A 22,546-nucleotide genomic window follows, 5' to 3' on the forward strand; every position below is an offset into this window, starting at 1 on the left:
GAACCATTATCTATATGCGTAGTTGTTTGCTGGTATTGCTTTTGGGCTGTCGACTCCTGACCATGGCCCAGCCACATACAGACACATTTTTGCAGCGCCTGATCGCTGATCACGCCTCTCCTGCTTTGCAACATATCCTGCAGTATCCGGATTCTTTTCGCTATCAGTTGATCTATACGCAGATCGACCGGGATGCTGCCAACCGTCCGCACTTCAGGCATTATTATTTCAATGTGGATGCAAACAGTTACTTCAATCCTGCCAGCACAGTAAAGCTGCCCACCGCAGTGCTGGCCCTGGAAAAACTGCGCCAGCTGCACATTCCGGGCCTTACTATGTATACGCCCATGCTTACCGACAGTTCCTGGAGAGGGCAAATCAGCGTACATACCGATACTTCCGCCAAAAATGGCTTGCCTTCCATTGCGCATTATATCAAGAAAGTATTTCTGATCAGTGATAACGATGCCTATAATCGCCTGTACGAATTTTCCGGCCAAGAAGCCATCAATGAAAGGCTTTGGAATATGGGCTACAAAGATGTGCGCATCGTCAGGCGTTTTATGCCGCTTACAGAAGAGGAAAACCGTCACACCAACGCAATACGCTTCGTGGACCATGAAAAGCTCATCTACCGCCAGCCGCCGTTATACTCGCAGATCCCTTTTGATTACAGCCGCGAGGTACTGATCGGCAATAGCCACCTCGATAAAGACGACAAGCTGATACCACGCCCGATGGATTTCACGAAACATAATAACCTGCCGCTGGCCAGCCTGCAACAGATATTGCAGTCGGTGCTCTTTCCGCAATCAGTACCGCCATCGCAGCGTTTCCATTTACAGCCGGAAGATTATCGCTTCCTGTACCGCTACATGTCTGAATATCCTTCCGAATCAAAGTATCCGAAGTATGATACCGCTGAATACTTCAACAGCTATACGAAATTTTTTATGTTCAAGGCCGGCCGGCAACAGATACCATCTTACATTAGGGTATTTAATAAAACAGGCTGGTCATACGGATTTTTGACAGACGCTGCTTACATCGTCGATTTCAAACATAATGTTGAGTTCATGCTTACCGGTACGATCTATGTAAACCGCGACGGTATATTAAATGATAATAAATACGAATATGAAGAAGATGGATACCCCTTCTTCAAGGAAATCGGCGAGATCATTTACCAGTATGAATTACAGCGGCAGCGGCCCCGGAAGCCGGATTTAAAAGCGTTTAGAATGAACTATTCACAATAAATTTGCGGCGCAAGATTCTTGCGTTCGGTTTCATCGTTGTATTTTTGCGGGGTATTCCCAAATAAGCAGTACATTTTTTGTGGCGTAAGTCACGTATAGATTAAGATAGGTTTTATTCATTTCCCGTAATTAACTAAAAACAGGGAGTCATGAAGTTTGAAAAGATCAAGAACAAAGGACAGGCAAGGTTATTTGAAAGCCAGTACCTGGAGATGCTGACCAAAACGCATCCCCTGGTGATCTGGGGCATGTACTTACCCATTATCGGTTACATGCTGTATTACAGTCACGATACGCTCGGATTCAAGGTAGGCACAGTCGCAATGGTGTTCGTCGGCGCCATGCTTTTCTGGTCGCTGTTTGAATATATCATGCATCGTTTTCTCTTTCACTTTGCGAGCGATAGCCCCAAGGTGCAGCGTTTCATCTATGTGATGCATGGTAACCACCATGAATACCCGCGCGACAAACAGCGTTTGTTCATGCCGCCGGTGCCCAGCCTCATTTTGGCTTCCCTGATATTTGGCGGCCAGTACATCTTCCTGCGTCAATACACATTTATGTTTTTCCCTGGATTCCTGCTGGGGTATCTCATCTATGGCAGCATGCACTATGCGATCCATGCCTGGAATCCGCCTTTCAGGTTCATGAAACCTTTATGGCGTAACCATCACCTGCACCATTACAAGAGTGAGGAAAAAGGTTTTGGTGTGAGTTCGGCGTTCTGGGACCGGGTTTTCGGCACTTTCTTCGACCTGGAAAAAGAGAAGGAAGATAAAGAGAAGGTAAAAGAACTGATGTTCAAATAAACTAAAATGGTGAGAGGATATCCTCTCACCATTTTTCTTCGTCATCGTCGGGCTGGCGATTCCTGAATGCAGCCCTGGATTCAATCTTTTGTAGTTGTCGTTCAATGATCATCGCAGCAATAGCGCGGTATGGGCTGGCATTTACTGCTGCCGCATCTTCCAGTAGCTGCCGGATCTTCTTTTCAGAGATGTCAATGCGGTAAAGCAGGTAGACGAAATGCTGGAAGTCTTTGCTGATCAGCATTTCCAGCCTTGTTGCGAGCGCTTCTTCCAATGCTTCATAACTCACGGCGCCGGGTATACGTACTTCAAAGGTCTGTGCGGCCCAGGTGGCAGTTTCATTGAGATATTGTGCAGGGAAGGAAGTCATTATTTCATTTGTTTGATTTTGTAAGAGGCGTTGGTTACTACTTTCACCGGCACTTTGAGATCGCGTTTGAAACCTTTGGCCTTGTTGGCTTTATAGGTATATTGTCCGTTCATGTCGGTATTCTGCACACAAATGCTGGGCAGGCCGCTGCTGCGGTTAATGAGGTAGTTGGATTGTGTAGTGCCGCTGATCTCGGCAGTAGCCTTGATATCATCTTCCAGGGTGATCTCCTGCACCTTATCCGTTTTTATTTTGGCGGCGCCGCCTATTTTGGCGGTTTGTGAATCCCAGGTCTGCAGGTTCCAGTACAGGTCAATGCTGCCTATGAGGCCGCCGCGCATCGGGATATTCTCTTCCCATTGGGTACCGGTTTTGATGCCATGAGCCGGATACATGATCAGCAATTGTTCCAGCCATCCGCGGAATGCGCTGGTACCAAACTGGTCGGTCATCAGTTTTTTATATGCTTCCTGTTCGTCGCTTTTAAGGCTGCTGAAGGCATTTTCAGCATTGCTGAGGATATTGTCCAGGCCATCTACTTTGTTGATGATACCGGTGCTGGTGATTTCCACGGTGAAAGGCTGGTCCAGCATTTTCTTGAGGCCTGCCTGGAAAGGTTCTTTATCATTGGTCACTTTCGCGTCTACGAAAATGTTTTGGTTCTTGGCGTTGAAGTTGAACTTGAGGTCTTTGTAACGGAAGGTAAGCAATACTTTGCCGGGTTCTATGGAAGTGACTTCTATGGCGATAACGTTGTTATAGTCGCGGGTGGTGCGTTGCACGATATCGTTCACTGTCATGTAGGTTTCGCTGCGGCTTTTCTGCTCCAATTCAAACAGTTGGCCTTTTTCAAAGCGGTAATCGAGGGCTACATATTCCTGCGCGCTGGCGGTGAATGCGAGCGTCATCATCATGATCGTCAGTCCCAATAATTTTTTCATTTCTGCTATTTATTGTTGTCAAACATATTTTTCGATCACACCGAGGCCAAACAGTGCAAAGTCGTATTTGGCGGGATCTTCAGGGTCCAGCTGTTTTAGCTGGTGGGTGAGTGCCACCGCGGTTTTCCAGTCGGCCTTGGCATCCTGGATCAGTCCGAGCCGGGCGGCTACCCTGCTTACATGAACGTCTACCGGGCAAATCAATTGTGCGGGAGAGATGTGCTCCCACAATCCAAAATCCACGCCATTTTCGTCTTTCCTCACCATCCACCGCAGGTACATGTTCAGTCTTTTGCAGGCAGAATTTTTTGCAGGGGTAGAAAGATGTTTGCGGGTACGTTCTGGATGTTCGAGGGCAAAGAATACTTTGTGAAAGCCCAGCAATGCTTTTTCCACGTTCTCGTCTTTCGGCCCGAGATGGCTGCTGAAGGCAAATTCCAGCGATGTCACGTTGCTGTAGTAATGTTGCAGGAACTCCACGAAATACAGCAGGTCGAGGCCATTGAATGTACGGTGGCAGAAGTCCATCAGCTTCATTCGTTCCCTTGGCTCATGGTGCCGGATGTAGTCATAAGGTGCATTGTCCATCCTGTTCATCAGCTCCGTGCATTTTTTGATGATACTGGTACGATTGCCCCATGCCAGCACGGCGGCGAAGAGCCCTGCGATCTCTACATCCTGTAACAGGCTGAATCGGTGCGGAATTGATATCGGATCGTTAGCGATAAAATCGGGATGATCGTAATAATCCGCTTTTGCATCCAAAAAATCCTTGAGTTGCTGGATCTTCATACAGTTATCACATGTATCACAAACAGCCGGGCTGTACATGGAGTATACTGGGAGTATACAGGGAGCATACAGGGAGTATACAGGGAGTATCCCCATGTACAGCGCCTTACAGGCTGTGGATATGGTTTAGGCAGTAAAGATAATTCGTTACCGCGAGGTATTTTATAGTCTTTACCCGATCGCTTTGCGAAGGTCTTCCACGAGGTCGTCTGCATCTTCGATGCCTACGCTCAGGCGGATGAGTGAATCGGCCAGGCCGTTCTTGATGCGCTCTTCACGCGGGATGGAAGCATGCGTCATGCTGGCCGGGTGGCCGATGAGGGATTCCACGCCACCGAGTGATTCCGCGAGTGAAAACAGGTGTGTGCTGCTAAGCACGCGGTTGGCTGCTTCCAGGTTATCGTCTTTCAGCGTAAACGACATCATGCCGCCGAAGCCGCGCATCTGTTGTCTCGCAATATCATGGTTAGGATGGTCGCTGAAGCCGCACCAGTATACTTTATCCACTTTCGGATGATTACGCAGGAAATTGGCGACCACTACCCCATTTTCGCAGTGACGCTGCATACGCACATGCAGTGTTTTGATACCGCGCAGCACCAGGAAGCAGTCCTGTGGCCCCGGAACGGCGCCGCAGCTGTTCTGTATGAAATAAAGGCGCTGGGCCAGCTCCTCGTTTTTTACGATCACCGCGCCATGCACCACATCACTATGGCCACCGAGATATTTGGTGGCGGAATGTACAACGATATCCGCACCGAGGTCCAGCGGGTTTTGCAGGTAAGGCGAAGCAAAAGTATTGTCTACCGCCAGTATCAGTTCATGGTTGCGGGCGATCTGCGCGCAGGCGGCAATGTCAATAATATTAAGCAGGGGGTTGGTCGGTGTCTCGATCCATATCAGCTTTGTTTTAGCAGTGATATGTGCTTCAATGTTCCGGGCATCCTGCATACCGATGAAGGTGAATTTAATGCCGTAGCGTTCAAATATTTTAGTGAAGATGCGGTAGGTGCCACCGTATAAATCATTGGTAGCGATCACTTCATCGCCAGGATTGAGCAGTTTTAGCACAGCGTCGGTGGCGGCAAGACCACTACCGAACGAGATGCCATGCGTACCGTTCTCGATGGCTGCCAGGGCGCTTTGCAAGGCGTCGCGGGTAGGGTTCTGGGTGCGTGCATATTCATAACCTTTGTGCTGCCCGGGGGCAGATTGCACATAGGTAGAGGTTTGGAAGATGGGCGTCATGATGGCGCCTGTGGACGGATCGGGAGCTACACCTGCGTGTATGAGTTTGGTTCCCAGCTTCATGTCTTAAATATTTTAAAATGAATAATTTCTGGTGGTTGTCAAATATACCCAGATTTAAGATTCAGGAGAAGACGGATTGTTGGCAGGACTTTCAACAGGAAGATATCTTGATAAATTCACTTGTCCATTTTAGCTAATATTATAATATTATCGTATTATTTATTACGCTCACGAACATTTTTATATCGTTCACCAAATCCTGGCTGAGGGGAATGCATAATCGCGTTACATTCGTTGAGGTTTTTCATAGGATATGGTTAAAATTTTTAAGGCGGTATTCCTACCGCCTTTTTTATTTTACTTCTTTTTAGTCTTTTGAGCGGTAGCGCCTTCCGACCATTTCACTGGCAGGTTCACGCTTACCTTATCCCAGGCGATGATCAGGTTGGCTCCTGTTTCTGCTTTTTCAAACACCATTGTGAAGGCTTCCACTGGCGAATCCAGCGCTATCACCGGCAGCGGTACTCTTACCACGTCTTTGTCCTGATCGTATTTGAAAGCGCCCCAGATATCTGTTTCGCGGTTGATGATAATGGTCCATATTTTTTCAGTGGGGATGGCATACATCGTATAGCGGCCTTTGGCGATGCTCTTGCCGCCGATGATCACCGGTCTGAAAAATTCTATTTCAGTGGCCTCGTTGGCGCCCAGGCGCCATATTTTGCCATATTCTTCCAGGTTACCGAAGATCTGCCTGCCTTTGGTTTGCGGGCGGCTGTAGATCACACGGGCCACCAGCGGTCCGGCAGGTTCACCTTTCACTTTTACAACGTATGGATACATTACAGGATAGTAGGCCATATCCATGGGGCTCGCATCCAGCGGCGGGAGCTTTTTATCTTGCGCTACTGCGCTCAGGCTTACGATACCCATTACAAAGGCTGCTAACAGTGCTTTTTTCATTCCGTTTTTTCTTTTTGCTTAGATATGATAATTGAGGCTCAAACCTACCCATTTTTGTGCAATACTGAAAGAAGATAACCGGCTTTTAACAAGCTGTTAGCGGTTTTCGGTCAACAGTGTTTTTGTATAGGCTTCCAGTTCCGGGAAAAAAGCCTGATAGCATTCCTGTAAAGCGGCATAATGCTCCATGAATACGGCGAATATCAGCTCCGGTGAAGATTTGAGATAATGCGCCCTGCTGGCTACTCCGCGGATACTGCGGCCAATGCCCTCCACCGTATGATAATTATACAACCAGTTGAACTGCTGCATGTAATGAAACATGTCGAGGAACGCCGGCGGCAAGTGCTCCTGCTGCTCATTCACCTGCTTATAAACGTAACGGGCAAACGAAAATAATGCTTCATTAGTAAAACGGCTGGTATCACAGGCAAGGAAATGATCGAAGACCAGATCCGTAAATACGCCGCTGTAAAGCCCTGCGGCCGGTTTGAAATACTGCTTGGCCTGCGCGGTTACCGGGTGCTGGTCAGTAAAGGTGTCGATAGCGCGGTGAATGATGATGCCCCGGCGGATGCCAGGCGGCTGTGCCTCGAGCTGCTTTTTACCTTTTACAAAGTCGGCGATCAGGTTGCCGACGATTAACTCCGGTTCACGGAAAGAGAGATATGCATGTGCCAAATGATTCATGAAATGCGCTATAGGTCTGTTGCATGACAAAAATAACGATCATCCGCCAACCCCTCAATTTTCATCCTATTTAACAAAACCTTAACGTCGACCGATGCAACATTGGCAAACTAGTGCCAAAAACGTTACTGCTAAAGGTCTGCATGGCCGTATGTCCGCTATTGGCGGGGCGGACGTCCGATATCGGATACGTTAAATTATCATGATAGCCCATCAGTAAATAATGCCTTGACCATCAGGCCCACATGGTGCTAGCTTTGGGGTATCAAAGTAAAAATTTTATTCACCCCCGATAAAAATTGACCGCCATGAAAAAGTTTTTTTTATTAGTAGTTGCAGCTGTCATGCTGAGTGCTTCCACCCTTTTTGCAGAAGCTTATGAAACCACTGTAAGTTATAAGATCAAAGCAGCTTTCGATGAGTCATTCACCGGCGCTAAAGATGTGAAATGGTATACTGAAGATAACAAGACCTTCACCGCCAAATTCACCATCAGCAATAACAAGGTAACGGCCTTCTTCGACACCAACGGCGATCTGCTGGCCACCAGCCGCTATATCCAACAGGAAAATCTGCCATTGCAGGTGATCAACAGCATGATGAAGAAATATCCGGACAACAATGTTTACTGCGTAGTGGAATATACCTCCGGTACCAATGTAGTATACATGATCACCCTGGTAGATGACCAATACTGGACCGTACTGAGAGCCGATACTGCCGGTAACCTCAAGCAGTTCAGCCGCCTGAAGAAAGCATAACAATTTTGTAGTGGTCCCCGGTGCAAATTTATCTTAACTTTGCCCCCTGTTAAGGCTTTATAAGCCAGGCTGTTAATGTATAAATGATTAAATGACATGAATAAGGGACCTGTTTCTCAATTTATCCAGCACCATTACCGCCACTTTAATGCTGCTGCATTAGTGGATGCTGCCAAAGGATATGAAACACATTTGCTGGAAGGTGGCAAAATGATGGTGACGCTGGCCGGCGCCATGAGTACGGCCGAGCTGGGCATTTCTTTCGCTGAAATGATCCGTCAGGGTAAAGTGGATATCATTTCCTGCACCGGTGCAAACCTGGAAGAGGACATCATGAACCTGGTAGCGCACACACACTACAAAAGAGTGCCTAACTACCGCGATCTGAGCCCACAGGAAGAATGGGACCTGCTGGAACAAGGCTTCAACCGCGTTACAGATACCTGTATCCCTGAAGAAGAGGCCTTCCGCCGCATCCAGCAACATATCTACAAAATATGGAAAGACGCCGACACAAAAGGTGAGCGCTATTTCCCGCACGAATTCATGTACAAGCTGCTCCTCAGCGGCGTAATGAAAGAAAGCTACGAGATCGATCCAAAGAACAGCTGGATGCTCGCTGCCGCTGAAAAGAACATTCCTATCATCGTTCCAGGATGGGAAGACAGCACCATGGGAAATATCTTTGCTTCCTACTGCATCAAAGGTGATCTGAAAACTTCTACCATGAAGAGTGGTATCGAATACATGGTCTTCCTGTCTGACTGGTACCGTAAAAACTCCGCTGGTAAAGGCGTTGGCTTCTTCCAGATCGGTGGCGGTATTGCGGGCGACTTCCCGATCTGCGTGGTACCGATGATGTACCAGGATCTGGAATGGACTGATGTGCCTTTCTGGAGCTATTTCTGCCAGATATCCGATTCCACTACTTCCTATGGATCTTATTCCGGCGCTGTTCCCAACGAAAAAATCACCTGGGGCAAACTGGATATCCATACACCCAAGTTTATCGTAGAGTCAGATGCTACCATTGTAGCGCCGCTGATATTTGCGTATATCCTTGGCTGGTAGTACCAATATTTTTTTCAGAAAGAAGTCGTTCTGCGGTCGTAGAGCGACTTTTTTATTTTCAGTGGAAGAGATCAGCTGCGATACCATCTGCAAATAACCTGCCCGCCTTGGTGAGGCGCAGTACAGGGCCTTCCTGCACCATCCATCCTTTGGCCATGAACTGCCTGCTTTCCTGCATTAATTTTTCTGCATAAGCAGCGTCAAATTTTTCAGCCACCCATTCCAGGTTACAGCCTGCGGCGGTGCGCAATGAAGTCATGATGTATTCATTAAACACCATATCGGTAGTGAGCGATTCCAGCTCAAAAGGTACGGCGCCCGCCTGTATACTCTTGATGTACTGTGCATTGTTGGCCACATTCCACTGCCGCGAATGGCCGTTGAAGGAATGTGCCGACGGCCCCAAACCCAGGTAGGACTTGCCTTGCCAGTAACTGCTGTTATGCCGCGAATGCCATCCCGGCAAAGCAAAGTTGGAAATTTCATAATGCTCATAACCGGCCGCTTCCAGCCATTGCATCAGCTGCTCAAAATGACGGGCGGCCTTGTCGGCATCCGTGGGCGCCATCTTTTTCTTCTGAATAAAATGATCCAGCGCGGTACCGGGTTCCACTGTGAGCGCATAGCACGACAAGTGAGGGATACCCAGTGCGATGGCCTGCTTTATATTCTGTTCCCAGCCTTCGTCGCTGAGGGTAGGCCCGCCGTAGATCAGGTCGATGGTGATATTGTTGAAACCCGCGGATTGCGCATTGGTAATGCATTCCAGCGCCTGCAGGCTGTTGTGCGCACGGTTCATCCAGCGGAGATCTGTTTCATGGAATGACTGCACGCCGATGCTGAGCCGGTTGATGCCGGCGGCTTTCAGCATTTGCAGTTTGGGCATATCGAGATCATCGGGGTTGGCCTCCAGCGTGATTTCCGCATCGGCCGCTACCGGAAAGGTCTGGTGCAGGGCTGCTAACAAGGAATGTAGTTCTTCCTCGCTTAACAGGCTGGGCGTGCCGCCGCCGAAGTAAATGGTTTGCACGGTTTCTCCCTGGAGATAGTCCCGCTGTAAGTCGATCTCCTGCAGCAAACCCGCTACCAGCGCACTTTTCTGCGCCAGTGAAGTCGAGAAATGGAAGTTGCAGTAATAGCAGGCTTGCCTGCAAAAAGGAATATGTAGATAAATACCGGCCATCGGTCAACTATGGACTATTTTAATATCTTTGCAAGCATCAAAATTACGTTTCCGTTTTGTTATCTGAGCAGGGAAGCGTTATATTGAAAAGCCGTTTATAAAATCATTGAAAATATATTTCCTGGTGCGCAACTGGTTATTGTTTTTATTCATATTGAGCTATCTGCCGCTGGCAGCACAAACTGTGGATTCAGGCGCTGTGAAAAAGCCTGCGGCTCCTAAAAAGCCGGTTGTTACCCGTCATGCATCGGATAGTACCCGCCCGAAGCCCCGGCCAGTGAGGCTCAAAACAGATTCATTAAAACAACATGCGATCAGGCGCGATACGGCTGCATTAAAGAAAACAGCCATTACGCCTGTTGATACTACGCATCGCAGCGATACCACGCTGGCAGCGGCTCCCAAGCCCAAGGCGGTATCTGCCTATGATATCTACCTGAAAAAAATTGAAGGAGAAAACATATTGCTGAAGCCCGGTCGCCCGGTGTTTTACGACACCAATCCCATGCGGCCTTACCGGGATATGGATTGGTTGGTGTACCTGATGGGCGGCGTATTGCTGGTATTGAGCGTAGTACGTTTGTCTTACCGGAAATATTTCTCTGACCTCTTCCGCGCGTTCTTCAATCCTACTCTGAGTCAGCGCCAGTTGAAAGATCAGCTGTCGCAATCGCCGTTTCCGAATTTATTGCTGAATATTTTCTTTTCCATTGCATTGGGATTATATCTCTACCTGGTATTGTACCGGCAGCAGGTGTTTCCGCAGGCGGAGCCATGGCTGCTGATCCCGGGCCTGGTGGCGTTGGTAGCGATCGTTTATGGAATTAAATATGTGATGCTGCGTTTTTGTGGCTGGCTCTTCGGCAATGTGGAGCTGGCGGATGCTTACATTTTTATTTTGTACCTGATCAACAAAATATTGGGTGTGTTACTGGTGCCTTTCCTGGTGATCATGGCCTTCTGCAAGCCGGAAATAGCCAGAACTTTTCTTTATATTTCTATCTTTTTTATTATATTATTGATTGTTTACCGGTATATAAGATCATATTCATTGGTAAGGCAATACCTATCTTTCAGTAAATTGCATTTTTTTCTTTACCTTTGCGCATTCGAGGTAGCGCCGGTATTAATACTAACGAAGGTGCTCCTGAATATCTGGTTAACTGGTAATCCCTGATTACCGCCTATTGTTAACACAAGAGCTTAAAAAAGTATGATAAAAGGCGGGCCAAAAAAAGATTTGCAAGGTAAACAAATTCAGTCAATCCTAATTTCTCAACCTAAGCCTGAAACAGAAAAGTCTCCTTATTTCGATCTGGCAAAGAAGTTCAATGTAAAGTTGGATTTTTTCCCGTTCATAAGGGTGGAAGGCTTGCCTGCAAAGGAGTTCAGGAAACAGAAAATTGACATCCTGAACTACACTGCGGTAATTTTTACCAGTCGTAACGCGGTGGATCACTTTTTCCGGATCTGTGAAGAAATGAAGATTAAAGTGTCGCAGGATTGCAAATACTTTTGTATTACAGAAGCCGTGGCACTGTATCTCCAGAAATTCATCCTCTACCGTAAAAGGAAGGTGTTTTATGGAGCAGACGGATCTACCAAGGGTGTACTGGAAGTGATGAACAAGCACCGTGATAATGAGAAATTCCTGTTTCCCAGCTCTGACAGCCAGAAAAAGGATATTGAAGAGTGGTTGAAGGCGAACAAATGTGAATATGCGACCGCAACCCTTTACAAAACGGTTTCTAACGATGTAAAGGAAGTGTTGTCAAAGCATGCTTACGACATGATCGTGTTCTTCAGTCCGTCCGGTGTGAAATCATTATTTGAGAACGTGCCGGCATTCGAACAGAATGGTACACGAATCGGTGCTTTCGGTCCTACTACCTCAGCAGCCGTTGAAGAAGCCGGATTAAGACTGGATGTAAAAGCTCCTGCGCCACAGGCGCCCTCTATGGTGGCCGCGCTGGAACAGTATCTTGCCTCGGCCAACAAGAAATAAGCGCGTTATAACGCTACAAATTATTACCAGGGATGGCATCAGGTCATCCCTGTTTTTTTCCTGCAACCTGAACGCATCAACGAAGATCATCCAAAAATAATTCGGGGAAATTCCGAAAAATAAATTTCTTTGTAACAGATTTATTACCAATCTTTCTATTCCGGTCTAACATCAAGGGGAGCCATGAACAAGCTAATCGGCGAAACAAGTCCTTATTTGTTGCAGCACGCACACAACCCGGTGGAGTGGTATCCCTGGGGGGAAGAGGCTTTGCAGAAAGCGCAGCAGGAAGATAAACCAATCCTGGTGAGCATCGGCTATGCGGCTTGTCACTGGTGTCACGTAATGGAGCGCGAAAGCTTTGAGAACGAAGCTACCGCGCGTATCATGAACGAACATTTTGTGAATATCAAGATAGACCGTGAAGAGCGTCCGGACCTGGATCACATCTACATGGATGCGGTACAGGCGATGACCGGCGCAGGAGGATGGCCGCTCAATGTGTTCCTGACACCTGGCAGGAAGCCGTTCTACGGAGGCACTTACTTTCCGCCCAAACAGCTGTACAACAGGCCATCCTGGACGGATGTGCTGCTGTCGCTCGCAGATGCCTTCCGCAAGCGGCGTGATGAAATAGAAACGCAGGCGGATAATCTTACACAACATATTCATCAGTCGAGCCAGTTCGGCATGCAAGCAGGCATCAACCTGAAAGTGCCGCTGGAAGAGCTTTTTACCAAAGCGCAATGCGATACGATCTGTGACAATATATTGCAGCAGGCAGATAGGGAATGGGGCGGTTTCGGCCGTGCGCCCAAATTTCCGCAAACGTTTACCATCGCTTATTTGTTGAGATACCATCATGCGTATGGAAAACCGGAAGCCTTGCAGCAGGCCTTGTTATCGCTCGACAAAATGTTACAGGGAGGCCTCTATGATCAATTGGGTGGCGGCTTTGCGCGTTATTCCACGGATGAGAAATGGCTGGCGCCTCACTTTGAAAAAATGTTGTACGACAATGCGCTGCTGATAGATACCCTCTGCGATGCCTATCAACTAACGCGCAATGAAACATATGCGCAAACGCTGCGGGATACGCTTGCCTTCATCAGCCGTGAAATGACGGCGCCGGAAGGAGGCTTCTACGCCGCGCTGGATGCGGACTCTGAAGGAGTAGAAGGAAAGTTCTATGTCTGGAGTAAAGCAGAGATACAACATATTCTCGGCGAGCAGGCCGCTGTTTTCTGTGAGTATTATGATGTGAGCGAGCATGGCAACTGGGAAGAAACAAATATCCTCTGGGTTCAACAACCCTTGGTGCAGTTTGCCGCTGCGAAAAATTACGATCCTGCGGTGCTGGGCGCTACGTTGCGCAATTGTCGTGAAAAATTGCTGGCTGTGCGTAATCAACGTATCAGGCCGGGTTTGGACGATAAGGTATTACTCGGCTGGAATGCGCTGATGGTGCATGCCTGTTGTAAGGCCTTTGCGGCGCTCGGCGACGGGCACTACCGCGAAATGGCTATACGAAATATAGAATTTTGCTTGCAGCATTTCCGTGAAAATGGCCAGGGCGCAGCGTTTTATCATACCTGGAAGAATGGCCAGGCCAGGTATCCAGCTTTTCTGGATGATTATGCCTGCCTGATAAGGGCGCTGATCGCGCTGCAGGAAATTACGGGCAACACCACCTATCTGTATACCGCAAAAGATATTACGGCCTATGTGATCGAACATTTTATGGATGATAGTGGCCATTTCTTCTACTATACAACAGATACGCAATCTGATGTGATCGTAAGAAAAAAAGAAATTTATGACGGCGCCGTACCTAGCGGCAATGCGATTATGGCGCAGAACCTTTGGTATCTTTCTGTTGTTTTTGATAACAGGCAATGGGCGGATATGGCTGTGGGTGCAGTTTCCAGCCTGGCGCAAACGGTGGTGCGTTATCCAACTTCTTTCGGCGTGTGGGCGCAACAGTTATTGCAGCTGGTGAAAGGAACGCCGGAGATAGCCGTAGTTGGAAAAGATTTTTTACTTCGGATGAATGAAGCGGGAAAATGGTTCCTGCCTTTCAGAATTTTGGTAGGTGCAGAAAAAGATGTCAGTGATATTCCATTGTTGGCAGACCGTGCGCGGGAGGGGGATACTCTGGTGTACTTATGTAAAGATTATCATTGTATTAAACCAGTATTTTATATAGAAGAAATAATTAATTTAATATAATATTTATGTAACTTGCAGCCTATAAGGGTGGAGGTGATATAGATAAATGTTATTCCTCTTATATAATAAAATGTTAAAAAATACGTTTAAATTAGTTACCTGCTGGTGGTATGAGGAATTGAAAAAGTTGGGTAAAAAGTAACTACGGATTAAAATTAATTATTACATTTGCTATCTTTCATATAAACAAAGCGGGTGATAATATGAGAAACGTGTTTCCTTCATGCTGGCAAAACACCTGGCTGGTTAATAGAAAAACATATTCTGATGAAAGCTACCCTTATGAAGCTTAACTTTTCAAGAGGTCTGTTGGCAGTTTTGCTGGTTACCCTGCTGGCCAGCTGTGGCGGTAGTAAAACCCCCAAGAACGCACAAGGGCAACTAATTGGCGTAAGCCCCAGGCCAAAGTATTATCCTCCTGTACCTTATGGAATGGTATACGTACCTTCCGGAACTTTTCACATGGGGCCCAGTGATGAGGATGTGAACTATGCCTTTACTGCGCGTAACAAGGCGATCTCTATTTCCGGCTTCTATATGGATGCAACGGAGATCACCAATAACGAGTACCGTCAGTTTGTGCAGTGGGTGCAGGACTCCATCGCGCATATCCTGTTGGGCCATGTTAAGCAGGATGATGGTCATGATATTATTGACTGGAAGCAGAAGATCAACTGGCGCGACAAAGGCACCGTTGAGAAACTGGATGCCATGATATATGCCGAAGCTGACCGTTTGTACGGCAGAAAGGATATTGACGTGGGAAAACTGATTTATCACCAGGAAACTTTCAACTGGGACAAGGCCAAGTTGAGGGAGAACTTTGGTAAGCCCCGTTCAACGTTCATCGTTAAAAAGGATGTACCTATTTATCCGGATACCCTCTGCTGGATCAGGGACTTTTCATATGCTTACAATGAGCCGATGACCCGTATGTACTTCTGGCATCCGGCCTTCGACAACTATCCTGTAGTAGGCGTAAACTGGCACCAGGCCACTGCCTTCTGCGAATGGAGAAGTAAGTTCTGGGAAGACTACCGCAACTCCAAGAAGTTGTTCACTGAAGATAAATTCCAGCTGCCTTCCGAAGCACAATGGGAATATGCAGCGCGCGGCGGCAGGGAGCAAACTCCTTACCCTTGGGGTGGTTACTACATCCGTAACAAAAAAGGTTGCTTGCTGGCCAACTTTAAACCCGGCCGCGGTAACTATCCTGAAGATGGCGGCTTCTACACGGTACGTGCAGATGCTTACTGGCCCAACGATTACGGCTTGTATTGCATGGCCGGTAACGTAGCCGAATGGACGCAGGATATCTTCTACGAAAATGCCTATTCATTTACATCTGATATGAACCCTTATCTGAGAATGGATGTTCCGGATGATGCACCACCAAAAATGAAACGTAAGGCGGTGAGAGGCGGTTCCTGGAAAGATATCGGTTATTTCCTGCAAACAGGTACCAGGTCATACGAGTACCAGGATAGCTCGAAATCCTATATCGGCTTCAGATGTACGATTGCTTTGAGTAAGAGAAGAATAGGTCATCACTAGACTAAACAAATGAAGATCAGCAAGTAATTAATATAACAAGAAAAACCTTTTTATATGATGAACACTATCTGCAAATCGTTGAGTAACAACTATTCCATACAGTACTTTAACACTAATCACTTTAACCAGATTAAATTTTAACCTATGGCTATGAATCCTAACAAAGCTAAATGGCTGAACTTTTTCGTATGTATTGCGGCTTCTGTTGTAATTATTGGAGCATTATTCAAACTGCAACACTGGCGCGGAGCTGACATTGCTTTGATCTTAGGTCTGAGCACCGAGGCGCTCATCTTCTTTGTTTATGCTTTCGTACCTGATTCCGGCGCCTCTCATGCAGAAGGCGGTGCAGTAGCAGTTGTGGGTAGCCCTGCTGTGGCTGGTCTCGACAAAATGCTGCAAGAAGCAGATATCACTCCTGCTAATCTCCAGCGCCTGAGCGAGAACTTCCAGAAATTAGGCACTACTGTAGATAAAATGAGAGACATCAGCGATGTTGTAGCTGCTACCGGCGACTACACACAAAAAACAAGAGAAGCTGCCAGCGCTATCGGTAATGTTGCCAACGCTTACACTACTGCCGCTTCCGCTGTATCTTCTTTCAACAGCGCTTCTGAATCTACCAAAGAATTCCATGTTCAGATGCAGGGCATGACCAAAAACCTGGCTTCCCTCAATGCCATCTACGAACTGGAACTGCAGGACACTAACAACCACCTGAAGGCCATGAACACCTTCTATAGCAACCTGCAGAACACTTCTGCTGCAATGAGCGGTAGCATCGAAGACGCCAAGAAAACACAGGAACAAATTTCCCTGCTGGCTAAAAACCTCAGCAACCTCAACGCGATCTATGGTAACATGCTGAGCGCTATGCACGGAACCAGATAAGGTATAGCTATTAGTTTTTGAGTAATAAACATTCATTAAATCTGAAAACAAACTATGGCACTACCTAGAGATCCCAGGCAGAAGATGATCAACATCATGTATCTGGTCTTGACGGCCATGCTCGCGTTGAACGTCTCTGCCGAAATATTGAATGCATTCAGTATCGTTAATAATTCTATCAATACATCCAACAAATCTCTGGCTGATAAGAACCAGTTCATCTATGATCAGTTCAATGAACAGATGAAGAATGATGCTGGTAAAGTAGGCCCACTGAAGGCAAAAGCAGAAAAGGTAAAACAGATCTCTGCCGATGCTTATAACTATGTGGAAAATCTGAAAAATCTTATCATCACGGAGAGTGGCGGTCGCACAGAAGACGGCGATATCAAAGATAAAGCCGGCCTCGATGCTCCTACCCGCGTAATGGAGAATATGAAGAAAGGTGATGAACTGGAGCAAAAACTGAAAGACCTCCGTACACAATTATTGACTTACGTAGATCCTAAGAAAAAAGATCAGTTCGAAAAAACTTTACCACTGAGAATAGAAGTAGGCAAATCAGCTACCGACCGCGAAGTTGGCGCTCCTAAAAGCTGGTCTACTTACCACTTTAACATGGTGCCTGTAATCGCAGCCGTAACCATCCTGGGTAAATTCCAGAATGATATTAAAAATTCCGAGTCTGCCATTATTGATGATCTGTTCCGTCAGATCGATGCACAGTCTTTCAAATTTGATAAAGTAAGACCGTTCATTTCACTGAACTCCAAAAACCTGATGGAAGGTCAAACCGTTACTGCACAAATCGCAGTAGGCGCTTACAGTTCAACTGTAAATCCTACCATCACTGTAAACGGACAATCTGTTCAGGCGAAAGATGGTCTGGGTACCTTTACCGCCACTGCTGCCGGCATCGGCGAAAAAACGATCTCTGGTACTATTACATTGCCTAGCCCTACCGGCGGCCCTGCTGAGTCCTTTCCCTTTTCCGAAACTTATAATGTAGGTGCCTCAACCACCTCCATCTCTGCCGACAAGATGAACGTATTGTATATCGGCCTGAAAAACCCGATATCCATTTCTGCCGCAGGCGTACCTGCTGAAGCAGTATCTGCCTCTATCAGCGGTGGTAACATCGCTAAAAAAGGCTCCGGTAACTATGAAGTAACTGTTAGCCAGCCTGGTAAAGCAGTGATCAACGTAGTAGCTAACATCGACGGCAAAACCAAATCCCTGGGCCAGAAAGAGTTCCGTGTAAAACGTGTACCAGATCCAGTGCTGAAAGTAGGTATGAACAAAGGCGGCAGCATGAAAGCAGCTGACTTTAAAGTACAAGGTGGCTTGCGTGCTGATCTCGAAGACTTCGAATTTGAAGGCGTAAAATATGAAGTGGTAGGCTATCGTATCGGCGTAGATTCAAAAGGACACGAATACCAGGAAGGCGACGCCAACAGCGCTTACTTCCCTGCCAGCGTTGCCGCTTCGATCCGTGGCTTACGTCCGGGCGACCAGGTATACATTGAAAACGTGAAAGTAAAAGGACCCGATGGCGTGGTACGTTCAATGCCTAGCACAATATTTAAATTAAACTAACAGGTCATAAATTACTGAATTATGCGTGCAGTAATATTTAACAGAATTGGTTGGTGTACTTTGTTGCTGGTAATGCTGGCAACAGCTGCTGAGGCGCAGCGCCGTGGAGGCACTACCCGCCGCAGAACAGCTACACAAGCCACTCAGCAGGATCCTAATGCGGTAGTAAATCCCGCTACAGGAAATGCTGTTGCGCCACCCCTGCCGCCCCTCCTACCCCCAACGCCCCGATGGGATCACCGCTGCTCCGTTTCGACACCCCGCGTAAATCATTGCGCGTAGATGGCGTGGTGGAAAGGAACCTTGCAAGAGAACGCGTACCTATTACCTACGATTACATCCGTGAGGATGACAGGTTCTGGGAAAAACGTATCTGGCAGGTAATCGACGTAAGGGAAAAAATGAACCTCCCCTTCCAGTACAACGTGGAAGATGAGGCTGGCACAAACCAACTGTTCATCAATATTCTGCTCACCGCAATCAAAAACAAAGAGGTGGAAGCCTTCAATCCTATCGATGACCGCTTCACCACTGTAATGCCCTACTCCGAGATCCTTAACAAGATCAGCGGCGAAGAAAGGACCGTACGCAGCATCGACCCGGTTACCAACGAAGAAAAGATGGTAACCACCCGCGACGACTTCGATCCCCGTACTATCAAACAGTACAAGATCAAAGAAGTATGGGTATTCGACAAAGAAGCATCTGCGCTGAAAGTACGCATCCTCGGTATTGCACCCATGGTATCCCGTATGAACGACGATGGCAGCGTGCGCGCCTCCATCCCCCTGTTCTGGGTGTACTATCCTGATATGCGCCCTGTACTGGCCAAATACGACGTGTATAACCAGAACAACGACGCATCTACTATGAGTTGGGAAGACCTCTTCGAGATGCGCTTCTTTACCAGCTACGTGATCAAGGAAAACAATACCTACAACCGCGAGATCAAGGATTACATCAAAGATGGCGTAATGCGTCTCCTGGAAGGCCAGGCCATCAAAGACCGCATCTTCAACAAAGAGCAGGACCTCTGGCAGTATTAATCTATCTACGGTCTAACCGATCATATAAGGAAGGCAGTCAGTTCGCTGATTGCCTTTCTTTTTTTATCTTTCGGTATGGCCACCGACCTTTTAAAAGAAGCCGTTTTCCGCATCATGCCCTTGCCCCAGGCAGAATGGGACGCATTTGCAGCTGCCTGGATACCGGTAACGTATAAACGAAAAGTGGTGATCACCCCTGCCGGCGAAATTGAGCGTTACATCTATTTTGTGCTGGAAGGCGTGCAGCGCCTTTTCTGCCTGGAAGGCGATAAAGATTCCACCATCATCTTTTCCTATACCGGCTCCTTCTCCGGCGTAATGGACTCTTTTCAACTACAATGTCCTTCGCCTTATTGCCTGGAAACGCTTACCAACAGCCGGATGCTGCGTATGTCGTACGCAAATTTTGAAGAGTTGATCAATACTTATACGCTAATAGAAAGATGGGTAAGACTAGCCTCCGTGGCTGCGCTCCATGGCGTGCTGGAACGGCATCGGGAACTGTTGTCTTTCAGTGCTGAACAGAAGTTCAGGATACTGCTCACCCGCAGCCCGCATGTGCTGCAAATCATCCCGCACAAATATCTCGCCTCTTATCTGGGTATCGACCCAGCTACTTTTTCAAAATTACTGGGCGCCGTGAAGCTGTAAAAATGTTGATCTGCGCCAAGATTTTTTATTGATGACCAGCTTAGTTTTGTGAGAAATAAAGCAAGATGCCGGTTAACAGCGATATATTTCTGCAACAGTTGCGCCAACAGATTATAGAGGTAAGAACCGCCGTGGAAACGCGTTTCAGCGGAAAAAATGATGCCAGTTTGCAACTGGCGCCAGCGCCCGGAAAATGGAGCGCTATCCAGTGTCTCGAACACCTCAACACTTATGGCCGCTACTACCTGCCAGCCTTGGAACGTGCGATAGAGCAAGCACTAAAGAATGGCGACAAGGCCACTCCTCGGTTCCGCAGCGGATGGCTGGGCGCCAAATTTACCAAAATGATGCAGCCGCAGGAGAATGGAATGCCGGCTACAAAAATGCAATCGCCCAGAGGCTACCGCCCGGCACTCAATCTGCCGGTAGCGCCGGTGCTGGCGGAGTTTATCGAGCAGCAACGGAAGATGGAAGCCTTGCTTGTAAAGGCAGGCAGCGTGAACCTGATGCGGTCTAAAGTGGCTACTACCCTTTCGCGTTTTATCCGGATGTCGGTAGGAGATACCTTCGGGTTTATGACAGCGCATATCCGCCGTCATGTAGCACAGGCGGAAAGAGCGCTTGCTGCGGCTAGCGAACATACCGTTAGCGTATAGCCGTAAGCGTTATTGCGCGTTATTGCCGCCATGAAAATGTTCCCAGATCAGCTTGGCCTTGGCAGCGCCTACTTCTTTGGTCAGGTCTTCCTGCGATAAGGCTTTCACTTTGTTCACGGAGCGATATGTTTTCAGCAGTTGCGTGGCGGTATTTTCCCCGATGCCTTTGATGCTCTCCAGTTCATTTTTGAAAGTGCCCTTGCTGCGTTTCTGGCGGTGGAAGGTGATACCAAAGCGGTGCACTTCATCGCGCACGCGGCGTATTAGTTTGAGGCTTTCGCTGTTAAACGGCAGTTTGATACTTTCCGCATCTCCCGGGAAAAATATTTCTTCTTCATTTTTAGCCAGGCCTACTACGGTCATGCTGCCAATAAGATTCAGCTCCCGTATGCTTTCCATGGCGGCCCCAAGCTGGCCTTTACCACCATCGATGATCACCAGCTGCGGCAATGGCTCCGCTTCGGCCAGCAGGCGGTTGTAGCGGCGGAACACAATCTCCTTCATGGAAGCGAAGTCGTTGATGCCCTGTACCGTTTTGATATTGAAATGACGATAATCTTTTTTAGAAGCTACCCCGTCTTTGAACACTACGCAGGCAGCCACAGGGTAGGCGCCCTGGAAGTTAGAGTTATCGAAGCATTCGATATGCGTAGGCAGCACGGGCAACTCAAGATCGGCTTGCAACTGGTAAAGCACCTGTTTACGTTCGCTGTCGCTCTTGCCTTCAAGATGCAGTATCTTTTTGCGGTAGAGGTCTTCTTTGAAGTAGTTCACGTTCTTTTCCGAGAGGTCCAATAACTTCTTTTTATCGCCGCCTTTAGGAACGGTAATGGTGACATTACTTTCCGGATATTCCACCGGAAAGGGAACAATGATCTCGTTGGTAATACTTTTGAACACGTCTCTCAGGTAGGCGATCGCATAGGTGAGCACTTCTTCTTCTCCTTCTTCCAACTGTTTTTCGAGCGTAACAGTTTTGGTGTCGGCGATGGTGCCATTGAGGATGCGCAGGTAGTTTACATAGGCATGGTTACCTTCACTGATGATGGTGAACACATCGGCATTGCCCATGCGGGTATTGACGATGGTGGATTTAGCGGAATATGCATTCAGGCTTTCGATCTTTTTACGCGTGATCTCGGCCTTTTCAAATTCCATATTGGCGGCCTGCGCCTGCATCTGTTCTTTAAATAGACTGAGCACCGGCGCGAGATTCCCCTTCAGTACATTCTTCACCTGTTGCAGACCTTCACGATAATCTTCTTCTGTTTGCAATCCTTCACAAGGGCCTTTGCAATTGCCGAGGTGGTATTCCAGGCATACTTTGAACTTGCCTTTACGTATATTCTGCTCCGTTAGGTTCAGGGTACAGGTGCGCAGCGGAATATTGTAGCGGATTACTTCCAATATCTCGCGCACGCGGCCTACGGAGGTAAATGGCCCGAGGTACTCGGAACCGTCTTTCACAATGTTGCGTGTCAGAAACACCCGTGGAAAGGGCTCTTTCTTGATCACGATATACGGATACGTCTTATCATCTTTCAGATTGATATTGTACCTCGGCTGGAACTGCTTGATGAGCGAGTTTTCCAGCAGAAATGCATCTTGCTCTGAATCTACGATGGTAAATTCGATATGATGTATGTGCTCAACGAGCTTACGTGTTTTGTAGTTGTCGTGGTTCTTTACAAAATAGGAACTCACACGTTTACGCAGGCTTTTGGCTTTTCCCACATATAGCAGGGTGCCTTTTTCGTCGTAATATTTGTAGATACCTGCTTCTACAGGTATGGTATGTGATATCTGCTGAAACTCCGCTCCTGTCATG

The 22,546-nt window shown here is 47.5% G+C and carries 21 protein-coding genes; 13 read left to right on the plus strand and 8 right to left on the minus strand.

Going from position 1 to position 22,546, the window contains the following annotated elements; all coding sequences use genetic code 11:
* Positions 1-14 precede the first annotated feature (14 nt).
* Both FPG75_RS21345 and FPG75_RS21350 read left to right on the plus strand, forming a co-directional pair.
* Positions 15-1,259 (plus strand): serine hydrolase, encoded by a 1,245-nt coding sequence (locus FPG75_RS21345; protein WP_143309736.1) that lies wholly within the window; start codon positions 15-17, stop codon positions 1,257-1,259.
* 149 nt (positions 1,260-1,408) lie between these two features.
* Positions 1,409-2,068 carry a sterol desaturase family protein gene (locus FPG75_RS21350; protein ID WP_143309738.1) on the plus strand — a complete coding sequence of 220 codons (660 nt, stop codon included), beginning with the start codon at positions 1,409-1,411 and terminating at the stop codon, positions 2,066-2,068.
* Positions 2,069-2,093: 25 nt separating this feature from the next.
* Here the strand turns inward: FPG75_RS21350 and FPG75_RS21355 are convergent, their stop codons facing one another.
* From FPG75_RS21355 to FPG75_RS21380, 6 genes are all read right to left on the minus strand, one after another.
* On the minus strand, positions 2,094-2,438 hold the full coding sequence (locus FPG75_RS21355; protein ID WP_143309740.1) for a hypothetical protein: 345 nt from the start codon (positions 2,436-2,438) through the stop codon (positions 2,094-2,096).
* Positions 2,438-3,379, minus strand: coding sequence for a DUF6263 family protein (locus tag FPG75_RS21360; protein ID WP_143309742.1), 942 nt, complete (start codon positions 3,377-3,379; stop codon positions 2,438-2,440). The genes FPG75_RS21355 and FPG75_RS21360 overlap by 1 nt, the downstream gene beginning before the upstream one ends.
* An 18-nt stretch (positions 3,380-3,397) precedes the next feature.
* On the minus strand, positions 3,398-4,171 hold the full coding sequence (locus FPG75_RS21365; protein ID WP_143309744.1) for a TIGR02757 family protein: 774 nt from the start codon (positions 4,169-4,171) through the stop codon (positions 3,398-3,400).
* 171 nt (positions 4,172-4,342) lie between these two features.
* Entirely contained in the window at positions 4,343-5,482 is a 1,140-nt protein-coding gene (locus tag FPG75_RS21370; protein ID WP_143309745.1) for a cystathionine gamma-synthase, read from the minus strand.
* Between the two features lie 297 nt (positions 5,483-5,779).
* Positions 5,780-6,385, minus strand: coding sequence for a DUF2911 domain-containing protein (locus FPG75_RS21375; RefSeq protein WP_143309747.1), 606 nt, complete (start codon positions 6,383-6,385; stop codon positions 5,780-5,782).
* Positions 6,386-6,481: 96 nt separating this feature from the next.
* On the minus strand, positions 6,482-7,075 hold the full coding sequence (locus FPG75_RS21380; protein ID WP_143309749.1) for an acyl carrier protein phosphodiesterase: 594 nt from the start codon (positions 7,073-7,075) through the stop codon (positions 6,482-6,484).
* Between the two features lie 308 nt (positions 7,076-7,383).
* Here FPG75_RS21380 and FPG75_RS21385 point away from each other — a divergent pair, with 308 nt between their 5' ends.
* Complete coding sequence (locus tag FPG75_RS21385) at positions 7,384-7,836, plus strand: hypothetical protein (RefSeq protein WP_143309751.1); 453 nt, start codon at positions 7,384-7,386, stop codon at positions 7,834-7,836.
* 96 nt (positions 7,837-7,932) lie between these two features.
* Positions 7,933-8,907, plus strand: a complete 975-nt coding sequence (locus FPG75_RS21390; protein ID WP_143309753.1) for a deoxyhypusine synthase family protein — start codon at positions 7,933-7,935, stop codon at positions 8,905-8,907.
* Positions 8,908-8,965: 58 nt separating this feature from the next.
* Here the strand turns inward: FPG75_RS21390 and hemW are convergent, their stop codons facing one another.
* Positions 8,966-10,090 carry a radical SAM family heme chaperone HemW gene (gene hemW / locus FPG75_RS21395; RefSeq protein WP_143309755.1) on the minus strand — a complete coding sequence of 375 codons (1,125 nt, stop codon included), beginning with the start codon at positions 10,088-10,090 and terminating at the stop codon, positions 8,966-8,968.
* A 106-nt stretch (positions 10,091-10,196) separates the two neighbouring features.
* On the opposite strand from hemW, the gene FPG75_RS21400 reads away from it, so the two are divergent.
* The 9 genes from FPG75_RS21400 to FPG75_RS21440 all read left to right on the plus strand — a co-directional run bounded on the left by FPG75_RS21400 (position 10,197) and on the right by FPG75_RS21440 (position 20,718).
* A complete protein-coding gene (locus FPG75_RS21400; RefSeq protein ID WP_143309757.1) occupies positions 10,197-11,267 on the plus strand; it encodes a DUF4271 domain-containing protein in 1,071 nt (356 codons plus the stop codon).
* Positions 11,268-11,303: 36 nt separating this feature from the next.
* A complete protein-coding gene (locus FPG75_RS21405; protein ID WP_143309759.1) occupies positions 11,304-12,095 on the plus strand; it encodes a uroporphyrinogen-III synthase in 792 nt (263 codons plus the stop codon).
* 183 nt (positions 12,096-12,278) lie between these two features.
* A complete protein-coding gene (locus FPG75_RS21410; RefSeq protein WP_143309761.1) occupies positions 12,279-14,324 on the plus strand; it encodes a thioredoxin domain-containing protein in 2,046 nt (681 codons plus the stop codon).
* Between the two features lie 267 nt (positions 14,325-14,591).
* A complete protein-coding gene (gene porK / locus FPG75_RS21415) occupies positions 14,592-15,878 on the plus strand; it encodes a T9SS ring complex lipoprotein PorK/GldK (RefSeq protein ID WP_236652869.1) in 1,287 nt (428 codons plus the stop codon).
* Between the two features lie 144 nt (positions 15,879-16,022).
* Positions 16,023-16,769 carry a type IX secretion system motor protein PorL/GldL gene (porL, locus tag FPG75_RS21420; RefSeq protein ID WP_143309763.1) on the plus strand — a complete coding sequence of 249 codons (747 nt, stop codon included), beginning with the start codon at positions 16,023-16,025 and terminating at the stop codon, positions 16,767-16,769.
* A gap of 54 nt (positions 16,770-16,823) precedes the next feature.
* On the plus strand, positions 16,824-18,365 hold the full coding sequence (gene porM / locus FPG75_RS21425; protein WP_143309765.1) for a type IX secretion system motor protein PorM/GldM: 1,542 nt from the start codon (positions 16,824-16,826) through the stop codon (positions 18,363-18,365).
* A 230-nt stretch (positions 18,366-18,595) separates the two neighbouring features.
* Complete coding sequence (gene porN / locus FPG75_RS21430) at positions 18,596-19,411, plus strand: type IX secretion system ring subunit PorN/GldN (protein ID WP_143309767.1); 816 nt, start codon at positions 18,596-18,598, stop codon at positions 19,409-19,411.
* Between the two features lie 75 nt (positions 19,412-19,486).
* On the plus strand, positions 19,487-20,062 hold the full coding sequence (locus tag FPG75_RS21435; protein WP_143309769.1) for a Crp/Fnr family transcriptional regulator: 576 nt from the start codon (positions 19,487-19,489) through the stop codon (positions 20,060-20,062).
* A 65-nt stretch (positions 20,063-20,127) separates the two neighbouring features.
* Entirely contained in the window at positions 20,128-20,718 is a 591-nt protein-coding gene (locus FPG75_RS21440) for a DinB family protein (RefSeq protein ID WP_143309772.1), read from the plus strand.
* Positions 20,719-20,727: 9 nt separating this feature from the next.
* Here FPG75_RS21440 and uvrC read toward each other — a convergent pair whose 3' ends face one another.
* Positions 20,728-22,545 (minus strand): excinuclease ABC subunit UvrC, encoded by a 1,818-nt coding sequence (gene uvrC, locus FPG75_RS21445; protein WP_143309921.1) that lies wholly within the window; start codon positions 22,543-22,545, stop codon positions 20,728-20,730.
* Between the last annotated feature and the right edge of the window lies 1 nt (position 22,546).

Origin of the sequence: Chitinophaga vietnamensis (genome assembly GCF_902167635.1) — a bacterium.
GTDB classification, from domain to species: domain Bacteria; phylum Bacteroidota; class Bacteroidia; order Chitinophagales; family Chitinophagaceae; genus Chitinophaga; species Chitinophaga vietnamensis.